This is a genomic window from Desulfovibrio legallii, assembly GCF_004309735.1.
Lineage (GTDB): Bacteria > Desulfobacterota > Desulfovibrionia > Desulfovibrionales > Desulfovibrionaceae > Desulfovibrio > Desulfovibrio legallii.
Genome location: NZ_SIXC01000006.1, coordinates 124,175 through 141,450 on the forward strand (window position 1 = coordinate 124,175; position 17,276 = coordinate 141,450).

Consider the following 17,276-nt stretch of genomic DNA (forward strand, 5'->3'; position numbering starts at 1 on the left):
CGCTGCCATATGGGCGGAAGTGCGCGGCAATCCTTGAGGGATTGCCGCGCACTTTGACGTCAGACTCTGGGGGCCGTGAACTGTAATACGCGGGCGCGTCAGGACGCGGAGCCCGCAGGCAGCACTTCCACCAACAGTTCTTTTTCCAGCACAGCCACGGGGCGGACGGGCAAAAGCCCGTTGGTATCGTGGCTTTTTTCTTGTGCTGTGGCGGTTGCCGGTGCTGGGCGCAGGCGGCAGGCGGCGTAGTATTCGTTGACGCCGTGGATCAGACCACCTTTTTGCCCGGCGGGCGGGCCGCTTTGGCGGGCGTCCGGGGCCAGAAGCATGCGGGGCAGGGTCAGCTGGGCTTGCAGAAAAGCCTGCTGTTTGCGGGCCGCCAGAGCGCGCAGGCGTGCGGCGCGTTCCAGCTTTTCCTTGTGGGGCAGCTGGTCGGCAAAGCGGTCTGCCGCCGTGCCCGGCCGTCGTGAATAGGGAAAGATGTGGGCATAGGTGAGGGGCAGGGCCGTCAAAAAATCTTCCAGCAGGCGCACGTCCGCTTCCGTTTCACCGGGAAAGCCCGCAATGATGTCCGCCCCCAGGCCCATGCGCGGCCAGTGCCGGGCCAGCGCCTCCACGGCGTGGGACAGCATGGCGGCGGTGTAATGGCCGCGCCCCATGCGTTTGAGCACGCTTTGGCTGGCGTGCTGCAGCGAAATGTGCAACTGCGGGCAGAGCAGACGGCAGGAGCACAGGGCGTCCAGCCCGCGTTGGTCCAGCTGGCCCGGCTCCAGAGAACTGATGCGCAGGCGCGCCCGCCCCGCATACTCCGGGGCCAGGGCAGCGTCCAGGGTGGTCAGCAAACTCCAAAAGTCCCCGGTAGCCGCATCACGCCCGTACTGGGCCAGGTTAATGCCCGAAAGCATGATTTCCGCGTGTCCGGCCGCCAGCAGGCGGCGGGCTTCGGCCACAATGTCCGCCACAGGGCGGCTGCGCGGGCGGCCGCGGGTCAAGGGCACGATGCAGTAGGTACAGCGGTGGGCGCAGCCGTCCTGCACCTTGAGCACGGGGCGGGCACGCTTGAAGCGCGCAATGCTGAAGGGCGGAAAGGCGGCGTCCGGAGTTGCGTGCGGAACTGCGGCGGGGGGCCTGCCGCCCGGCTTGTCGGGGAAAAGGGCCGTCGCAGCGGGCGCGTCAGGGGCGGGCCAGGGGCCCTGCAGAAGCAGGCTTTTGTGTTCCTGCGGCAGCAGCAGGTCCGGTGCGGCCCAGAAAGCGCCGGGGCGGGGCTTATAGTCCGCGAACAGGCGCGCGGCGCAACCCGTGAGGATCAGACGCGCCTGTGGGGCCGTGCGCCGCAGGCGGTAGACGGCGTTGCGGGCGTCTCGCTCGCCTTTGGCGGTGATGGCGCAACTGTTGACGCAGATTACCGCAGCCTGGGCCGGGTCGTCGCATTCCTCGCCGCCCAGGCGCTGCCAAGCCTCGCGCAGGGCTTCGGTTTCGTATTGGTTGACCTTGCAGCCGAAGGTGACAAGAAAGAATTTCCAGGGGGACATGGCGCAGGTGTACGCAAAAGCGCTTGCCTTGACAAGGCGGCGGCGCGTAGGCTTGTCCGCATGGCGCGTTATTTTTTCTTCATCGTGTTGGTGCTGTGTGGGGCGCTGCCGCAGGTTACGCGGGCCGCACCCCTGGAGGATGCGGCTGCCGCCCGCTCCGAGGAGGCCGCCGTCCTGGATCAGCTGGACGACGCGGCCGTGGCCCGTCTGGACCTTTACTGTCTGCGTATGGCGTATCCGCAGATAAAAGGCTTTGCGGACGACGCGGAGGGCCGCTGGCTGCTGCTGAAGGACGGCCGGCGCGTGCTTTACGCCGCGCCCCTGGCGGCCGACGCGGCTGCTTTGGGGCTGGCGCTGGCGGATCCCGACGCCGACGCCCTTTGGGATGTGGACGTGCGCAGCAGTATGGCCGAGCCCTACCCGTTGGAGCCGGACAGGCCGGAAACGCCCCTGGGCGTCTCGCCGGGGCGGCGACGTTCCTACGCTCTCTTGCGCGCGTTGTACGGCGAAAATCAAGCGGCCGTGCGCGCCGGGCTGCAGGCCGCGCGTTTTCTGGGGCAAGGGCTGCAACTGGCCGCGCCTGCGGCCAGGGCCCTGCGGGACGTGGACGCGCGCCTTGCCCTGGCGGTGCGGCAAACGTCCGCCCTGCGCCCCCTGCTCAAGATGGACGGTGGCTTCACCTGGCGGCGCATTGCCGGCACCAGCCGTCTGAGCCCGCACGCCTTCGGCATTGCCCTGGACATCAGCCCCGGCATAGCCACCTACTGGCGCTGGAGCCCCCTGCGGCCCCATCCCCTGCAGAAGGGCTACCCCTCGGCCATTGTGGCGGCCTTTGAGGACGCGGGCTTTATCTGGGGCGGCAAATGGCACGAGTACGACCTTATGCACTTTGAATACCGGCCTGAACTCGTCTGCAAGGCCCGCGTGCTGCGTGGCGTGTGCAAGGTTCTGCCGCCGGACGGGAACGGATTTTGAGCGGATTTTGAAGGTACAGCCGTAAGGGCCTTGTGTTGCAATGGGTTTATGCGTCGCTATCCGCAAGGCCGGGGAGACTTTTCCGGGATGCGGGCCTGGGAGAGGCCATGGCCGCGTCCACTGCCTGTCTGAAGCTGCGCAAAAAGTGTCCCCAGCCGCGTCGGGTCAGGTCCGCGTCCACGGCCACGTCTTGCAGCGCGGCGACGTCCCGCGGGGCGGCACAGCGGTCGCACCAGGCTTTTTCCAGCCCCAGGGCCAGGGCATAGGGCAGCAGGCGGCGGAAGGCGGCGGACGGGGGCTCCAGTCCGGCCGTATGGTCGGTGCGTTCCCTATCCGGGCTTCCGGCGTCGCGGAGATACAGGGCAAGGCCTTCAATGCCGTCCAGGGCTGTTCGCGCGGCCTGGCTGGGCGTTTTGAGGGCGGCCGTGAAGATCAGGGCCGTAAGCAGCGTAAGCGCGGGCAGTACCCACTGCACGCTGGGCAAAAATCCCTGCACATGGAGCGCCCACAGGCCGCCGCAGAGCAGTCCGCCCGCCGTCAGCCCGATGAGGCAACGCCAGGCCGTCCCCCTGGGAGCCATCGCCAGGGACGTGGCCAGGACCGTGCAGAACAGGCCGCAGACGGCGGCTGGCGTGGTTTCCGGCGGCAGCCCAGCCGCGGCCGTCAGGCCCACAAGATCCGTCTCCAGCACGCTGACGACGAGCGCCGGCGGCAAGAGCACAAACCAGCCCGCCACCGCCGCCCGCGTCTGGAGCCTCCAGGCGGCGGGAAAGCGACGCTGCAGGCAGTGACGTGCTGCGGCCGCTATGGCGCGCAGGCCAGCCTGGCAGGGGCGCAGGACCAACCTGCCGTCGTCGGCCTGGCGGATCAGGGCGTCGTAGACCGCGCGTTCTTCGTCGGCCAGAGCCTGCGCTGTCCGTTCCGGCAAGGGGCGCGGTTCCAGAACGTAGCCGCCTGTGTCGGCCTTGTGGACGGCGCACAGGCCCTTGAGGGTCAGGTCCAGAAAGGCGGCGGCCAGGCCACGGCCGCTGATGCGGGTGGCGTTGCGCAGATAATCCACAGCCAGGGGGGAAAGGGGGGAGGCGTCCGCAGACGTTTCGCGGCAGAGCTGCCCGGCAACAGGCGGGCAGGAGCGGGGGGTGATGGCGCCCTTGGCCGGGGCGGGCCCCAGCTTTCGCCAGAACAGAAAAAAGTAAAGAAAGACCGCGCAGAAGGCCAGCATCTGCACGGGAAGGCGCGGATTGTCGGCAAACAGGGCGGCCAGCGGCCCCAGCGTTACAGCGTCGGCAGTGGGAAAAATGGCGGCAATCCGGTTCATGGGGATGAAAGCCTCCGTACAACGGCACAAAATACGAGGGCGCGCGTTGTTGCCGCACGCCCTCGCGAGGTACACTATGAAAACCGGCTCATCCTGCACGGGCAACCGCTTTCCCCAAGCGTCTTTGGGAAGAACCGCCGGGCCGGGCTCAGAACAGGTTATTTTTGAGAATTTCTGTTCTCAAAATTTCAAGCGGCCCAGTCCGGCTGTGGACAGCGCAACTGCCCGGTGCTGCTGTCTTTGCCCGTAGCTTCCTTCGTCATAACGGGCCAAGCCGCGCTTACGCCTTTATGGCGGATATCGGCGCGCGCAGCCGCCAGCTCAATTTCAACGTCACGCGCTAGCTCTTGGCTTTTTTGCCGGCCATCTGGTAGCGCTTCTGGGCGGAAAGCTCCAGTTTGCGCAAACGGAGGGACTGCGGGGTCACTTCCACCAGCTCGTCTTCACGCACAAAGTGCAGGGCGTGCTCCAGGGTCATTTTTTTCACCGGAGTAAGGATGACGTTTTCGTCCTTGCCCGCTGCGCGCAGGTTGGTGAGTTTCTTTTCTTTGGTGGCGTTGACGTCGATATCGTTTTCACGGTTGTGTTCGCCCACGATCATGCCCTCGTAGACCGGGTCGCCGGGCTCCACAAAGAGCACGCCGCGCGGTTCAAGGTTGAACAGGGCGTAAGCCACGGCGCTGCCGGGTCTGTCCGCCACGATGGAGCCCGTGTAGCGGGAGGGGAAATCGCCGCGCCAACGGTCGTAGCCTTCCAGGTAAGAGTTCATGATGCCGGTGCCCTTGGTGTCCGTAAGAAATTCGTCGCGGTAGCCAATAAGCCCGCGCGACGGTACGGAAAATTCCAGCCGCACCCGGCCCGTGCCGTTGTTGACGCAGTTGAGCAGGCGGCCTTTGCGCTGGGCCAGCTTGTCCGTCACCACGCCCATAAAGGTTTCGTCGCAGTCCACATAGAGGCGTTCTACCGGCTCAATGACAGCGCCGGTTTCGTCCTTTTTCAGAATAACCTGCGGCCGCCCCACGGAGAGTTCAAAACCTTCGCGGCGCATGGTTTCGATAAGGATGGCCATCTGAAATTCGCCCCGGCCCTTGACCAGAAAGGCGTCCTTGTCCGCCGTGTCTTCCACGCGGATGGCCACGTTGCGCAGGGTTTCCTTGATAAGCCGGTCATGGATGGCGCGGCTCTGCACGATTTTGCCTTCGCGTCCGGCCAGAGGAGAGGTGTTGATGCCAAAGCGCATGGCCACGGTGGGCTCGTCCACGCGGATGCGTGGCAGGGCGCGGGGGTTCTCTCGGGTGCAGATGGTGTCGCCGATGGTCACGTCCTCAATGCCGGCCATAACCACGATGTCGCCGGGGGTGGCTTGTTCCACCTCCGCCAGCTGCAGGCCGTCGTAGACCTGAATTTTGGTGGCGCGCAGGGGGCGGGCCTGGCCGCCTTCGCCAATGCAGGCCAAGGTGTCTTTGGCGTGCACGGTGCCGTGCATGATGCGGCCCACGGCCAGGCGGCCCAGGTAGTCGGAATAGTCCAGATCCGCCACCAGCATCTGGAAGGGCTGGTCCGGGTCGTGCACCGGTCCGGGAATATGGCTGAGGATGGCCTCAAACAGGGGGGTAAGGTCTTTTTGTTCGTCGTCCAGGGCATTCATGGCCACGCCCTTGCGCCCGATGGCGTAGAGCACGGGGAACTCCAGCTGATCTTCGCTGGCGTCCAGGTCGATGAAAAGGTCATAAATTTCGTTGAGCACTTCCTGAGGGCGAGCGTCTTTGCGGTCGATTTTGTTAATGACCACCACCACGGGCAGCCCGGCTTCCAAGGTTTTGCGCAGCACAAAGCGGGTCTGGGGCAGGGGCCCCTCAGAAGAGTCCACCAGCAGAATGGCCCCGGTGGCCATGGAGAGGGAGCGCTCCACCTCGCCGCCGAAGTCGGCGTGGCCGGGCGTGTCGATAATGTTGATTTTTACGCCGCGCCAGGTGACGGCGCAGTTTTTGGCGGCAATGGTGATGCCGCGCTCGCGCTCCAGATCCATGTTGTCCATGACGCGCTCGTCCACCTGCTGGTCAGCGCGGAACACGCCGGCCTGCTTGAACAGCGCGTCCACCAGAGTGGTCTTGCCATGGTCTACGTGGGCGATGATAGCCACGTTACGAAGATGTTCGTTGTGCTGCATGAAAAGGTGCCTCTATTATCTCTGCAAAAATGTGTAGGGGGCGCTTGTACGCATTTTTCAGAGTTTTGTCATCAGGGCGCGGATAAGCCGGCCCAGCTGCTTGCCCGTGGTCTGCGCCACAGCGATGACTTCTTCCAACGGCGTCGGGGTCATACAGTCGGGACGATTTTTATTGGTCAGACAGGAAAGCCCCAGCACCCGCATGCCCAGATGTCGGGCGGCAATGACCTCCAGCACGGTGCTCATGCCCACGGCGTCCGCCCCCCACTGGCGGTAGAGGCGCGTTTCCGCGGGGGTTTCCATTTCCGGGCCGTGCACGCCAATGTATACGCCGCGCTCCAGGCGCAAGCCCATCTTACAGGCCGTTTCCAGGGCCAGGGCACGCAGGTCGGGGTCAAAGGGTTCGCTCATGTCGGGAAAGCGCGGCCCCCAATCCGCGCAGTTGGGCCCGGCCAGAGGAGTGGCCCCGGTGTGGTTGATCATGTCGCTCATGCACATGATGGAGCCCACGTCAAAATTGGGGTTGAGGGCCCCGGCGGCGTTGGTGACAATGAGCGTGCGCACGCCCATGGCGGCCATAACCCGCACGCCCATACAGACCTCGGCCGGGTTGCGGCCTTCATAAAGGTGGCAGCGGCCCTGCTGGATGAGGGCCGTGCGGCCCTGGCCGTCGTCTTCGCCACAGCGTGCGGGAAAGCGTCCGCACACAAAGGCCCCGGCGTGCGAGGCCACGCTGGATGCGGGAAAGCCCGGCAGCTCGGCATAGGGAACGGCAATGGGGTCGTTCATCTTTTCCGCCAGGCCGGAAAGCCCCGTGCCCAGAATGACGCCCACGGGAGTCTCCTTTGCAGAGGTTGTGGCGAGGCTGCGGCGGCCAGCGGCCATGCGTCGGGCCAGCTCTGCGGCCACGCTCTGGACTTCCTGCGGATTTTGCATAACATTATCCTTCCTTGGGCATGTACCCGTGGCGCGCGTTCGGGGCTGCGCGAATTTTGCGCGGAGCCCGACCCGCGCCTGTGGATTTTCCTGTCGAAAGCGGCTATATTGAGCAGCTGCAGCGTATGTATAGCCCGCACGGCCCCGTCCCACAAGGGCCGAGGGCGTATGCGCCCGGGGTCGGCGGCACTGCGCCGGCCGGAACAACCGCCACTGAGCGCCGCCCGGCGCGGATTTTTTACAGGAGATACGGCTTGGATACCGTTCAGGAAGGCACTGCCTTGCAAAACCACAAAGTCCTGGTGGCTAACCGGGGTGAGATAGCCATGCGCATCATGCGGGCCTGCGGCAAGCTGGGCCTGCCTTTTGCCGCCGTGTACACAACGGAGGATATGGCCTCCGGCCATGTGCGCCTGGCCCGTGAGAGCGGGGGCGAAAAAAGCCTCTACCGCGTCGCTTCCTACCACGACGCCAATGAGCTTATGGCCGTGGCCGACGATGCGGGCTGCACCGCCGTGCATCCCGGGTACGGCTTTTTTGCCGAAGACTTCCGCTTTGCCCGGCGCGTGACCAAGCGTGACCGCAAAATGATTTTCATCGGCCCCTCGTGGAAAATCATCCGTGAGCTGGGCGATAAAATCAACACCAAACGCCTGGCCCGCAGCCTGGGTGTGCCCACGGTGCCGGGTTCAGACAGGCCCATCTACGATGAGATGGAAGCCGAGCACATCGCCAAAGATATTTTCGAGTTCCAGGCCCAGCAGGGCATTAAGCGGCCTCTGGTGTTGGTTAAGGCTTCGGCGGGCGGCGGCGGCATGGGCATTGAGGAAGTGTACGACCCGGACCAGTTCCGCTCTGTGTTCCGGCGCGTGCGCAGCTACGCCCTGCGCCAGTTCAAGGACGAGGGCGTGCTTATCGAGCAGCGCATCACCGATTTTAATCACCTGGAAGTGCAGGTGGTTTCTGACCGCAGCGGAACAAACCCGGTGCATTTCGGCACGCGCAACTGTTCCATTCAGTCCACGGGGCGGCAGAAACGCATTGAGGTGGCCCCCGGCTTTGCGCCTGAAACTCTGGAGTACACCTTTGACGCGGCCAAGGTACTGCACGACATTGTAGACTACTCCCTGACCATGGCCCGCAAGGTAGGCTACGACAACGTGGGCACCTGGGAATGGATCGTGACCCGGCAGGGCGACCCCTTCCTCATGGAGGTGAACACCCGCATCCAGGTGGAAAACGGCGTTTCCGCCCGCATTTCCAAGGTGCGCGGTCAGGGCGACGTAGACCTTATCGCCGAGCAGATCCGCATCGGCCTGGGCCAGCCCCTGGGCTATGCCCAGGCGGACATAGAGTTTGAAGGCGTGGGCATAGAATACCGCCTTATCGCCGAAGACCCGGACAACAGCTTCACCCCCTGGGTGGGGCGCATTGAACGCTTTGCCTGGCGTGACCAGCCCTGGCTGACGGTGCTGACCCATGTGCCCGGCACCGAGCCTTATGAAATCCCCACTGAGTTTGACCCCAACCTGGCCTTGGCTATCATCTGGGGTAAAAACCTGGAGGAAGCCAGGGCGCGCGGCCTGGAATTTTTGCGCGACCTGCGCCTGGAAGGGCACAACAACGCGGGCGAGGCCCTCAGGTCCAACGTGGGCTTTCTGACGGCCAATACGGAACGCATCCTGCGTTTTTAACGTGCGGTATGCGGTTTTTGCCCGGCGACAGCGGCGCGCATGCGAGCCTTTCGCCCATTTCAAAAAAACAGTCTAGCTGGCCGTACCCATTATGGACAATACGATAGAAAAGCATATTCAGAATCTGCGTGACAGACTCACGTATCTGGCAGACATCTTTGTCGGCAAGCACAGGGACAATGCCCAGCTGCTGGAAGAAAAACTCGCGGCTTTTGAGGCCCGCGCCCGCGCCGGCCAGCTGGAGGACCCCTTTGCCGAGCTGGCCACGGTGGAAGACCTCTTTGGCTATGTGGAACGCCGCCTGGAAGCGAGCATTACCCCCATGGATCGGGTGCGCATTGTGCGCCACCCCCAGCGCGTCTGCCTGCGCGACATTCTTGAAAACGTCTACGACAACTTTACCGAGGTGGGCGGTCAGGACGAACACAGCCTGGACCCCAGCATGCTCATTGCCCGCGCGGTGATTACCCGCCGCCGGGGCAAGAAGACCTATACCCAGTCGGTTATGGTTATCGGTCAGGAAAAGGGCCACGGCGCGGAGTTCCGCAACGGCGGTTCGGTAAAGCCCTGGGGCAACGCCAAGGCCCAGCAGTATATGCGCGTGGCCGAAACCGAGGGCATCCCCATCCACACCTACATTTTTACGCCCGGCTCTTTTCCCATTGAGGACTATCCCGGCGCGGCCCAGCAGATCGCCCGCAACATTTACAGCATGGCAGGGCTGCGGGTGCCGGTCATTACGGTCATTTCCGAGGGCGGTTCCGGCGGGGCCGAGGCCATTGGCCTGGCGGACAAGCGGCTGATGCTTTCGCACGGCTACTATTCGGTCATCTCGCCCGAAGGGGCCGCCGCCATTGAGGGCCGCCTCAAGGCCGGGCAGCGCGCCACGCCGGAGCTCATTGAGCACTGCGCCGATCACCTCAAAATCACCGCCCAGGACAACCTGAAATTCGGCTACATTGACCGCATTGTGCAGGAGCCCCCCCTGGGGGCGCGGCCCTGGCATTTTGATTTTTTTCGCCAGCTGCGGCAGGAAGTGCTGCGGGCCACGGACGAAGTGGTCATTTCCACGCGCAAAATGCCCGTGCTCAAGCGTCTGGCTCTGGCCCGCGTGCGGCGGCCCGAAGCCAACCTGGACGACATGTACACCCGCTGGGGGCTTTCCTCTGCGGCCAAGGACCGCCTGCGCGAAAAGCGGCAGCAGAAGTTTCTGCGCCTTTCGCGTCAGGCTGCGCGCGACCGTCGTCCCTTTCTCACCAAGATGGCCGCCGCCACCTGGGATTGGGTTTCCAAACCCTGGATCAGCTTCAAGTACGATTTTTACCGCAAGCACCAGCGGCAGATCCGCACCTTTGTGGAGGAAATGGGCAATGAGTGGGAGGTCTTTAAGGGGCGGCTGCTGGCCCCCTGGCACAAACTTACCCACAAGCTGCCCAGCGCCCGTACCGAAAGCAAGGCCAAGGAGCTCACGGCCCTTTCCACCTGGTCCGACGACGGCCGCCGCAGCAAGTGGAATTACATTTCGCCGCGCTACAAAATCGATCGTGCCGTCACCTGCCCCAACAGCGCCTCGTACGGCTGCCTGGACCTCTGGGGACCGGACCTTTTTGCCGAATTTGCCGGGGTGTGCAGCCACTGCGGTTACCATTTCCCCATGGAACCGGAATGGTACGTGAAAAACGTCTTTGACCTGGGCTCAGTCTTTGAGTTCAACAGCGAGATCGAGGCGGGCAACCCGCTGGACTTCCCGGACTTTGGCGCGCGCATCGCCGCCGCCCAGAAGAAGACCGGGGCCAAAAGCGGCTGCATGACCTTTGAGGCCCGCATTGACAACATAAAAATGGTGGTGGCCATGCTTATGGGCACCTTCCGGGGCGGCTCCGTGGGCGCGGCCGAAGGCTACAAGTTTGTGGAGGCCGCCCAGCGCGCCGCCAAAAAGCGCTATCCTTTCCTGGCCTATGTGCACGGCACCGCCGGCATCCGCATTCAGGAGGGCACCCACGGCGTCATTCAGATGCCGCGCTGCACCGTGGCCGTGCGTCGTTATATTGAATCCGGCGGCCTGTACATGGTGCTCTACGACACCAATTCCTTTGCCGGGCCCGTGGCCAGTTTTCTTGGCTGCTCGCCCTACCAGTTCGCCGTGCGCTCGTCCAACATCGGCTTTGCCGGGCCGGGCGTCATCAAGGAAACCACGGGCATGGACGTGCCGCCCAAATACCACCGGTCCTATCGGGCCCTCTCACGCGGGCACATCCAGGGCATCTGGGACCGACGGCAGATTCGCGCCAACCTCAAGCAGGCCCTGCTCACCATCGGCGGGCGGAACCTGTATTATCGTTAGGACGTTATGATCAATATCTCCGCACTGCTGGACGAAATCAAGGCCGCGCCCTACCGCGAAATCGTCATCAGCACCCCGCATACGGGGCGCGTGACCTTCGCCGGACTGCACCAGGGGGACATGGCCCTGGGCCCGCAAGGCCTCTGGAAGGAAAAACCCGGCTCCCTTGTGGCCACGCTGGAGCGCGAACGTAACCCCAAACCCATCTGCGCCCCTGAAAAAGGGGAAGTAAGCCATATTTATACAGATCTGGAAGGCACGTTTGTGGAGGCGGGCACGCCCCTGGCCGTGTTGCGTCACAAACTTACCCGCGCCGAGGTGGAGCACATTATTCTGCAAAAAGCGCTGCACCTCTTTCTTGCGCCGGAGCGGGCCAAGTACTACTTTACCCCTGAGGTGGACAAAAAAATCCGCGCCGCCGACGCGCAGTCTGTAGCGGTGCGCGACGGCATGGAAATCCTGATCATGTCGCGCATGAAACGGGAGGTTCCCCTCAACTATGCGGGGCCGGACGGCGTCATCTATGCCGTCTACTTCAAATACAATGAAAATATGGACGCGGGCGCGCCGCTCATCGGCGTCTGCCCCAAGGACCAGCTGGCCGCCATTCAGGAGGTGGTTATGCGTGTGCGCACGGAGTGGACGGAAACGGACTAGCCTGCGCCGTAGGCTGTTTTTTGGGGCGCGGCCCACAAGCCATGCTTTTGAGGAGGGCGTTTATGGGCAAAGCCCTGCAGATACGCGTCACAGCCGTGACCTGGAATGAAGACCTGCTGGAGCAGCTCTGGCCGCAATTGAGCGAACTGGCCTTCAGCGTTCCCATCAAACACGAAAACCACGGCGTGCTGGAGATGGTGCGGGCCCTGGACGAGGGCCTGCAGTTTCTGCCCTGGTCCCAGGCCCGACGTGCGGCTCTGGGCCCCGGCATCCATGAGGCGGCCCGCATCAAGGCTGCGCTGGAAGCCGCCCTGGCCGACTGGCAGCCGCGCGAGGCCAATGTCTTGAGCGATAAGCTGGAAGACGTGCTGGATGACCTGGAACGGGCCTTTGTGGCCTGATTCCGGGTTGCGCTAGCCCTCGCCATAACACGCCCCCTTTGCCGCGTGCCCGCGCCTGCGGCACGGGCGGCAAAACCGCAACAAAAAAACTTTCGCAAAGGCACAATGCCCCAACGGAGAAGACTCCATGCTGAACAAAGTCATGATTATCGGGCGACTGGGCCGCGATCCGGAGCTGCGCTACACCCAGAGCGGCTCTCCTGTGGCCTCGCTCAATGTGGCCACGGACGAATCTTATGTGGACCGCGACGGCAACAAAGTGGAACGTACTGAATGGCACCGCGTTTCCGTGTTTCAGCGGCAGGCTGAAAATTGCGCCACCTACCTCAGCAAGGGCAGTCTGGTCTATGTGGAAGGCAGCCTGCAGACCCGCAAATGGCAGGACCAGCAGGGGCAGGACCGCTACACCACGGAAATCAAGGCCCAGCGGGTGCAGTTTCTGGACCGCAAGGGCGACGGCCCGCGCGGCGGCGGCCAGGGCGGGTATGAGGACGACTACGGCGCACCGGCGCAGCACCGCGGCAGCCCGCGCAACGCGCAACCCGCAGGCCCGCGCGGCGGACAGGAAGGCGCGCCGCGCAGCAATCAGGGCGGCAGGCCACAGGCCCAACCACCCCGCCAGCAGGAAGAGGATTTGGGCCCGGCCTTCCCTTCGGAGGCGTCCAATATGGACGATGTGCCCTTTTAGAGCAATCCGCGTCGGCGGCAGCGCAGTGTAACGAAGCGCCCCATGGGCCTGTTGATCAGGTCTGCGGGGCGCTTTGCTTATGGCAAACGTGGGTGGGACGCGCTTTGCGGCATGCAATCAGTGGCGTGGGGGCCTGTCCGCCATGACCGCCGCCTTGGCGCAGGCAAGGCCCGCTCGCCGTGGGGCATCACACGTCCGCGCTTGGGTCAGTCTTCCAGGAGAGGCACGGCATCGTCGGCGTTTTTTGTTGTCGCAGCGCGCACCGCCGCCGGACTCGTCGCATCACCGACGCCTAACTCGTCAAAAAAGACACAGCGGTTCCGGCCTTGACGTTTGGCTTCATAGGTGGCCATATCCGCATGGTTGAACAGGGTGGCAAAGTCTTTGCCGTCCTGCGGGTAGCAGGCCACCCCCAGGCTGGCGGTAAGCGAGAGGCTGTCTTCGGAGGCGCGGCACTGGGTGTGCAGCTGGCTGACCAGCTGCCGGGCGCGCTGGCGGATCTGTTCTTTGTGCATTTTTGCCGTGCAGAATACCAGAAATTCGTCCCCGCCTACGCGGCCGACAATATCCGTATTGCGAAAATTTTTGCTGATGATCTGGGCCATCTCAAGAATGGCTCTGTCGCCGGCCGCGTGCCCCAGTCTGTCGTTAATGCTTTTAAAGTTGTCAAAATCGATCATAAACATGGCGTAGCCTTGGGCATCGTCGGGGACTTCTGCATGTCTGTTGAGCATATCCAGCACCCGCGCGGCGGCCTGTTCCGTGGCCATTTTATTGCGCATGCCCGTGGCGCTGTCCCGATTGGCCTGGGAGCGGAGCTGCAGCTCCAAGGCCTTTTGCTGGTCAATATCTGTAATGATGCCAAAAATATAAATGGGCTTTCCCTGGGCGTTGGTCAGGTTTGAGGCCTCAATGCGGTACCAGCGAAGGTGCCCTGCAGCGTCGTGCAGACGCAGCTCCAGTGATGTTTTGACGTGGTGCGCTTCCTGGCGTACCGCATTCTGGAAAACAGCCAGGCGTGTCCGGTCGTTTTTGTGCACAGGAATAAGGGTGTGCCGGGGATCGGGTTCCAGAATGTTGAATACGCGGCCGAAGGTCTGCAGCCATTGGGCGGAGCAGGAAAAATGCCCTGTTTCCAGATTTTGTTCAAAAATGATGATGTCGTGCTGCTCCAGAATAAAATGGTAGCGCTCGTCTGAAATGCGCTTGGCCTGGGCTGCTTCTCTGTTGTGGGTAATGTCAAAAATAATGCTCTGGATGTAGGGGGCGCCGTGGTCCACACTGACCGGTGAGCCTTTGTGGCATATCCAGATGAGCGCGCCGCTCTTGGAACGTATGCGGTATTCCACGTCAATGTGCAGTCCGCTTTCCAGCTGTTGTTCCATCGTGCGCAGGGCCATATCCCTGTCGTGTTCGTAGATGGTGGCGGAAAAGTCGTTGCCGAACAGGCGCAGGAATTCTTCTTTGCCGTAGCCGAGTAACCGTAAAGAATTGGGACTGAGAAAAAGGAAGGGCCCGTGCAGCCCGGCGAACTTGATGACCCCACCGGAAATACTGGAGATAATGGAGCGATAATCTTCCTGCTGCAGGCGCATTTTGTGCAGTGTCCGTCGCGCCAGGAAAAGCAGCCCCAAGGCCAGCAGCGCTCCCACCAGAATGATGCGCCAGACAAGGGTGGTGGTGATGGCGTTTTGCCGGGCTACAAGGGCAGTTTCCACTTTCTGCGGCAGCAGAGAAACCACCTGCCAGCCCGTTTCCGGCAGCGGACTGTTACATAGGTACAGCCCGCTGCCGGAAACGGCATCTTCAAAATGCACCACCTCATTGCGGCGGCCCTTGGTAAAGCGCTGCTGCAAAAAATCGCGCAGCGATGGCGGCAGCCCCTGTTGGGCAAACAAAGGCAGCAGGTCTTCCATGCGTTTGTCCGGTGGGGGCGTCCAGAATAACGATCGCGCCTTGCTGTCCAGCACAAGGGTATAGATGCTGCTGCCGAAGGCCAGCGATTCCAGCCGCTGTTCCAGCCTTTCCGGCTTGGCGCCGCCCATAAGCACTGCCGCGACAATACCATTGCGGCGCACGGGCACGGCCATGATCAGACATCGGTTCTGCGGCTTGTCTTCACGCACGTTGAAGCCGACGTCGCCCGCTTTGGCCCGCAAAAAAGCCGGCGTGCGGCTGTGGTCCACCCTTGCGCCGTCCAGGTCCGTTCCTTGGCCGTCCAGGTCTACAAGGCTGAAGCGCCGCACCCCCTGGGCGCGCAGTACGGGGCCCAAGGAGACCAGCACGCGGTCTGCTTCTTCCATGGATTTGTCGTTCAGTACGGCGGCCACGCCTTTGAAGGCCGTAAGTTGTTCGGCAATAGCCCTGACGAAGCTCTTGGCGTGGCGCTGATGTATTTCCTGCAGCCTGGTGACTATACCCTGGTTAAGATTGCCGGTAGTTTCGTTGGCGTAGTCGTGCACAAAAAAAAACAACACCATAAACAGTGCCGGCAACAAGAGCGCAGCGGCTATAGTGGTAACAGGCTTGGACATGCGTACATCCGATTGTAAGGTCGCTACAGATTACTATTTTTGTCAACCAAAGGGAAGTGTTCGTCCCCTTCAGGAAATGGATTTTAGGCCTAAAAAATGTAAAAAAGGGCTTGTAAACCCAAAATGGGAGCTTTGGTGCCCAATTGTGGGAAGAGCCGTGCTTGAGGGTGTGTCGCACTGTCCACAAGCTGTTGCTGTTTGCAATAGTCGTGGCAATGCTGCAGGCAGCCAGGTATCAATATTTTTTGATTAACTGATAGTTATTAATAAATCATTGCTGCGGTATTTCGACTTGGTGGGGGATGCTGCAAGCCAGGGCTGCAACGCCGGTTACGGTTAGAGGCAACCGCGTCCTGCTATTCGTTGTGGCGCGTCTGGGGCGCTGCCCTTGTCCACGCAGCCGCCCGCTACGCAGGTATAAACGCAGCTTCAGTCGTTGCGACGCAGGAGCTTGGCCCGGTATGACGGAGGAAGTTACGGGCAAAGACAGCAGCGCTCTGTAGTTGCGCTGGTAACCACATGGGCTAACATAGCAAATTTTTGAGAATGTCTATTGTCAACGTTGCAATGCTCTGGAGAAGAAAACAGAGGCCGCAGCCTTGCTGCACGGGCATGCCATAAACCGCGTGGTGCGGACATGCGCGGTTTGTGCGGACTGCGGGGAAGCCGTTTTGTATGTGAGGGGGAGGCGGCGTGAAGATGGATGGCGCATGACATATTCCCGCAGCCAAAAGCCGAGGCTTCCGGCTGCGGGAATATGAGTATGCCGCAAAAATGCTGTGTGGTTGGTCAGCTGCGCAAAATGGCTTCCAGGGTGGCGGTGAAAACGTCCAGATCGGCCTCGTCAATGGTCAGAGGGGGCAGGAGGCGCAAGGTGGTGCCGTGGCTCAGGTTGCAGATGATGCCCCGGCGCAGCAGTTCCTCCCACACGGCCTGAGCGGGCACGGCCAGCTCCACGCCGATCATCAGGCCCAGTCCGCGCACTTCGCGAATTTTGTCCGGCAGGGCGGCCTGCAACCCCCGGAGTGTCTCCAGCAGGCGTCCGCCCAGCGCGGCGGCCCGGTCTGCCAGATGGTCGCGTTGCATGATCTCCACCACTTTGGCCGCCACGGCGGAGGTCAGGGCGCCGCCGCCGAAGGTGGTGGCGTGGCTGCCGGGGCCGAAGCCTTTGGCCATTTCGTCCGTGGCCAGCATGGCCCCCATGGGCAGACCGTTGGCCAGGGACTTGGCTATGCTGATGGCGTCCGGGGTGAGCCCGAAGTTCTGGAAAGCCCAGAACTTGCCCGTGCGGCACATGCCGGCCTGCACTTCGTCGCAGAGAAAAAGGATGTCGTGGCGGCGGCAGAGGGCCTCTACCCCGCGCAGATAGGCTGCGGGCAGGGGCACGATGCCGCCTTCGCCCTGCACTACCTCCACCAGCACGGCTGCGGTGGCCGGGGTGACGGCGGCCTCCAGAGCCGCCAGATCGCCCGTGGGCACCTGCACAAAGCCTTCTGGCAGAGGGGTAAAGCCCTCACTCAGACTCTCGCGCCCCGTGGCCGCCAGGGTGCCCAGGGTGCGCCCGTGAAAACAACCACCCAGTGAAATAATGGTGTAGGCGTCCCGTTTTTTGACCGTGCGCATGTAGCGGCGGGCCAGCTTGATGCAGGCTTCGTTAGCCTCGGCCCCGGAATTGCAGAAAAAGGCCTTGCCGTGGTGGCTGGTGGAAAGCAGGCGGCGGGCCAGATCCAGCTGTTCCTCCTGATAAAAGAGGTTGCTCACGTGCCAGAGTTTGCGGGCCTGCTGTTCCAGCGCGGCGCAGATTTCGTCGTTGCAGTGGCCAAGGGCCGTCACTGCAATGCCGGCCAGCAGGTCGATGTATTCCTTGCCGTCCACGTCCCAAAGTCGGGCGCCTTTGCCTCGGACCACAGCCAGGGGATAACGGCTGTACGAACGGCAGAGCAATTGCTCTTCTGCGGCTTTGACGGCGGCAAAGGCTTGTGACATGGCGGTGCTCCTTTTTGAAGGACGGCAAAGGGTTGGTAAAA

At 62.6% G+C, this 17,276-nt stretch carries 12 protein-coding genes; 6 read left to right on the forward strand and 6 right to left on the reverse strand.

Annotation, left to right across the window (positions count from 1 at the left end; all coding sequences use genetic code 11):
- Nucleotides 1–98: 98 nt before the first annotated feature.
- Nucleotides 99–1,532 carry a MiaB/RimO family radical SAM methylthiotransferase gene (locus tag EB812_RS06330; RefSeq protein ID WP_118229150.1) on the reverse strand — a complete coding sequence of 478 codons (1,434 nt, stop codon included), beginning with the start codon at nt 1,530–1,532 and terminating at the stop codon, nt 99–101.
- Between the two features lie 60 nt (nt 1,533–1,592).
- On the opposite strand from EB812_RS06330, the gene EB812_RS06335 reads away from it, so the two are divergent.
- Nucleotides 1,593–2,507, forward strand: coding sequence for a M15 family metallopeptidase (locus EB812_RS06335; protein ID WP_118229149.1), 915 nt, complete (start codon nt 1,593–1,595; stop codon nt 2,505–2,507).
- A gap of 46 nt (nt 2,508–2,553) precedes the next feature.
- Here EB812_RS06335 and EB812_RS06340 read toward each other — a convergent pair whose 3' ends face one another.
- The 3 genes from EB812_RS06340 to EB812_RS06350 form a co-directional block, all read right to left on the reverse strand.
- Nucleotides 2,554–3,825 carry a DUF2207 family protein gene (locus tag EB812_RS06340; protein WP_118229148.1) on the reverse strand — a complete coding sequence of 424 codons (1,272 nt, stop codon included), beginning with the start codon at nt 3,823–3,825 and terminating at the stop codon, nt 2,554–2,556.
- 340 nt (nt 3,826–4,165) lie between these two features.
- Entirely contained in the window at nt 4,166–5,995 is a 1,830-nt protein-coding gene (gene typA / locus EB812_RS06345) for a translational GTPase TypA (protein ID WP_118229147.1), read from the reverse strand.
- 57 nt (nt 5,996–6,052) lie between these two features.
- Nucleotides 6,053–6,931, reverse strand: coding sequence for a purine-nucleoside phosphorylase (locus tag EB812_RS06350; protein WP_118229146.1), 879 nt, complete (start codon nt 6,929–6,931; stop codon nt 6,053–6,055).
- Between the two features lie 254 nt (nt 6,932–7,185).
- Between EB812_RS06350 and EB812_RS06355 the strand changes: the two genes are divergently transcribed.
- From EB812_RS06355 to EB812_RS06375, 5 genes are all read left to right on the forward strand, one after another.
- Complete coding sequence (locus EB812_RS06355) at nt 7,186–8,625, forward strand: ATP-binding protein (protein ID WP_270229131.1); 1,440 nt, start codon at nt 7,186–7,188, stop codon at nt 8,623–8,625.
- 91 nt (nt 8,626–8,716) lie between these two features.
- The gene (locus tag EB812_RS06360) at nt 8,717–10,969 is read left to right on the forward strand and encodes an acetyl-CoA carboxylase carboxyl transferase subunit alpha/beta (RefSeq protein WP_118229145.1); all 2,253 of its coding nucleotides are present in this window, start codon (nt 8,717–8,719) and stop codon (nt 10,967–10,969) included.
- Nucleotides 10,970–10,975: 6 nt separating this feature from the next.
- Complete coding sequence (locus EB812_RS06365) at nt 10,976–11,626, forward strand: biotin attachment protein (RefSeq protein WP_130957949.1); 651 nt, start codon at nt 10,976–10,978, stop codon at nt 11,624–11,626.
- Nucleotides 11,627–11,688: 62 nt separating this feature from the next.
- Entirely contained in the window at nt 11,689–12,027 is a 339-nt protein-coding gene (locus EB812_RS06370) for a hypothetical protein (RefSeq protein WP_118229143.1), read from the forward strand.
- 127 nt (nt 12,028–12,154) lie between these two features.
- Nucleotides 12,155–12,715: a single-stranded DNA-binding protein gene (locus EB812_RS06375; protein ID WP_130957950.1), complete on the forward strand. Its 561-nt coding sequence runs from the start codon at nt 12,155–12,157 to the stop codon at nt 12,713–12,715.
- A 206-nt stretch (nt 12,716–12,921) separates the two neighbouring features.
- Here EB812_RS06375 and EB812_RS06380 read toward each other — a convergent pair whose 3' ends face one another.
- Nucleotides 12,922–15,249: a sensor domain-containing diguanylate cyclase gene (locus EB812_RS06380; protein WP_130957951.1), complete on the reverse strand. Its 2,328-nt coding sequence runs from the start codon at nt 15,247–15,249 to the stop codon at nt 12,922–12,924.
- Between the two features lie 789 nt (nt 15,250–16,038).
- Entirely contained in the window at nt 16,039–17,235 is a 1,197-nt protein-coding gene (locus EB812_RS06385) for an aspartate aminotransferase family protein (RefSeq protein ID WP_118229140.1), read from the reverse strand.
- Between the last annotated feature and the right edge of the window lie 41 nt (nt 17,236–17,276).

Coding starts and splice junctions, on each gene's coding strand:
- EB812_RS06335 (WP_118229149.1), top strand. CDS start 1,593: ATGGCGCGTTATTTTTTCTTCATCGTGTTGGTGCTGTGTGGGGCGCTG.
- typA (WP_118229147.1), bottom strand. CDS start 5,995: ATGCAGCACAACGAACATCTTCGTAACGTGGCTATCATCGCCCACGTA.
- EB812_RS06380 (WP_130957951.1), bottom strand. CDS start 15,249: ATGTCCAAGCCTGTTACCACTATAGCCGCTGCGCTCTTGTTGCCGGCA.
- EB812_RS06330 (WP_118229150.1), bottom strand. CDS start 1,532: ATGTCCCCCTGGAAATTCTTTCTTGTCACCTTCGGCTGCAAGGTCAAC.
- EB812_RS06375 (WP_130957950.1), top strand. CDS start 12,155: ATGCTGAACAAAGTCATGATTATCGGGCGACTGGGCCGCGATCCGGAG.
- EB812_RS06385 (WP_118229140.1), bottom strand. CDS start 17,235: ATGTCACAAGCCTTTGCCGCCGTCAAAGCCGCAGAAGAGCAATTGCTC.
- EB812_RS06370 (WP_118229143.1), top strand. CDS start 11,689: ATGGGCAAAGCCCTGCAGATACGCGTCACAGCCGTGACCTGGAATGAA.
- EB812_RS06365 (WP_130957949.1), top strand. CDS start 10,976: ATGATCAATATCTCCGCACTGCTGGACGAAATCAAGGCCGCGCCCTAC.
- EB812_RS06340 (WP_118229148.1), bottom strand. CDS start 3,825: ATGAACCGGATTGCCGCCATTTTTCCCACTGCCGACGCTGTAACGCTG.
- EB812_RS06360 (WP_118229145.1), top strand. CDS start 8,717: ATGGACAATACGATAGAAAAGCATATTCAGAATCTGCGTGACAGACTC.
- EB812_RS06350 (WP_118229146.1), bottom strand. CDS start 6,931: ATGCAAAATCCGCAGGAAGTCCAGAGCGTGGCCGCAGAGCTGGCCCGA.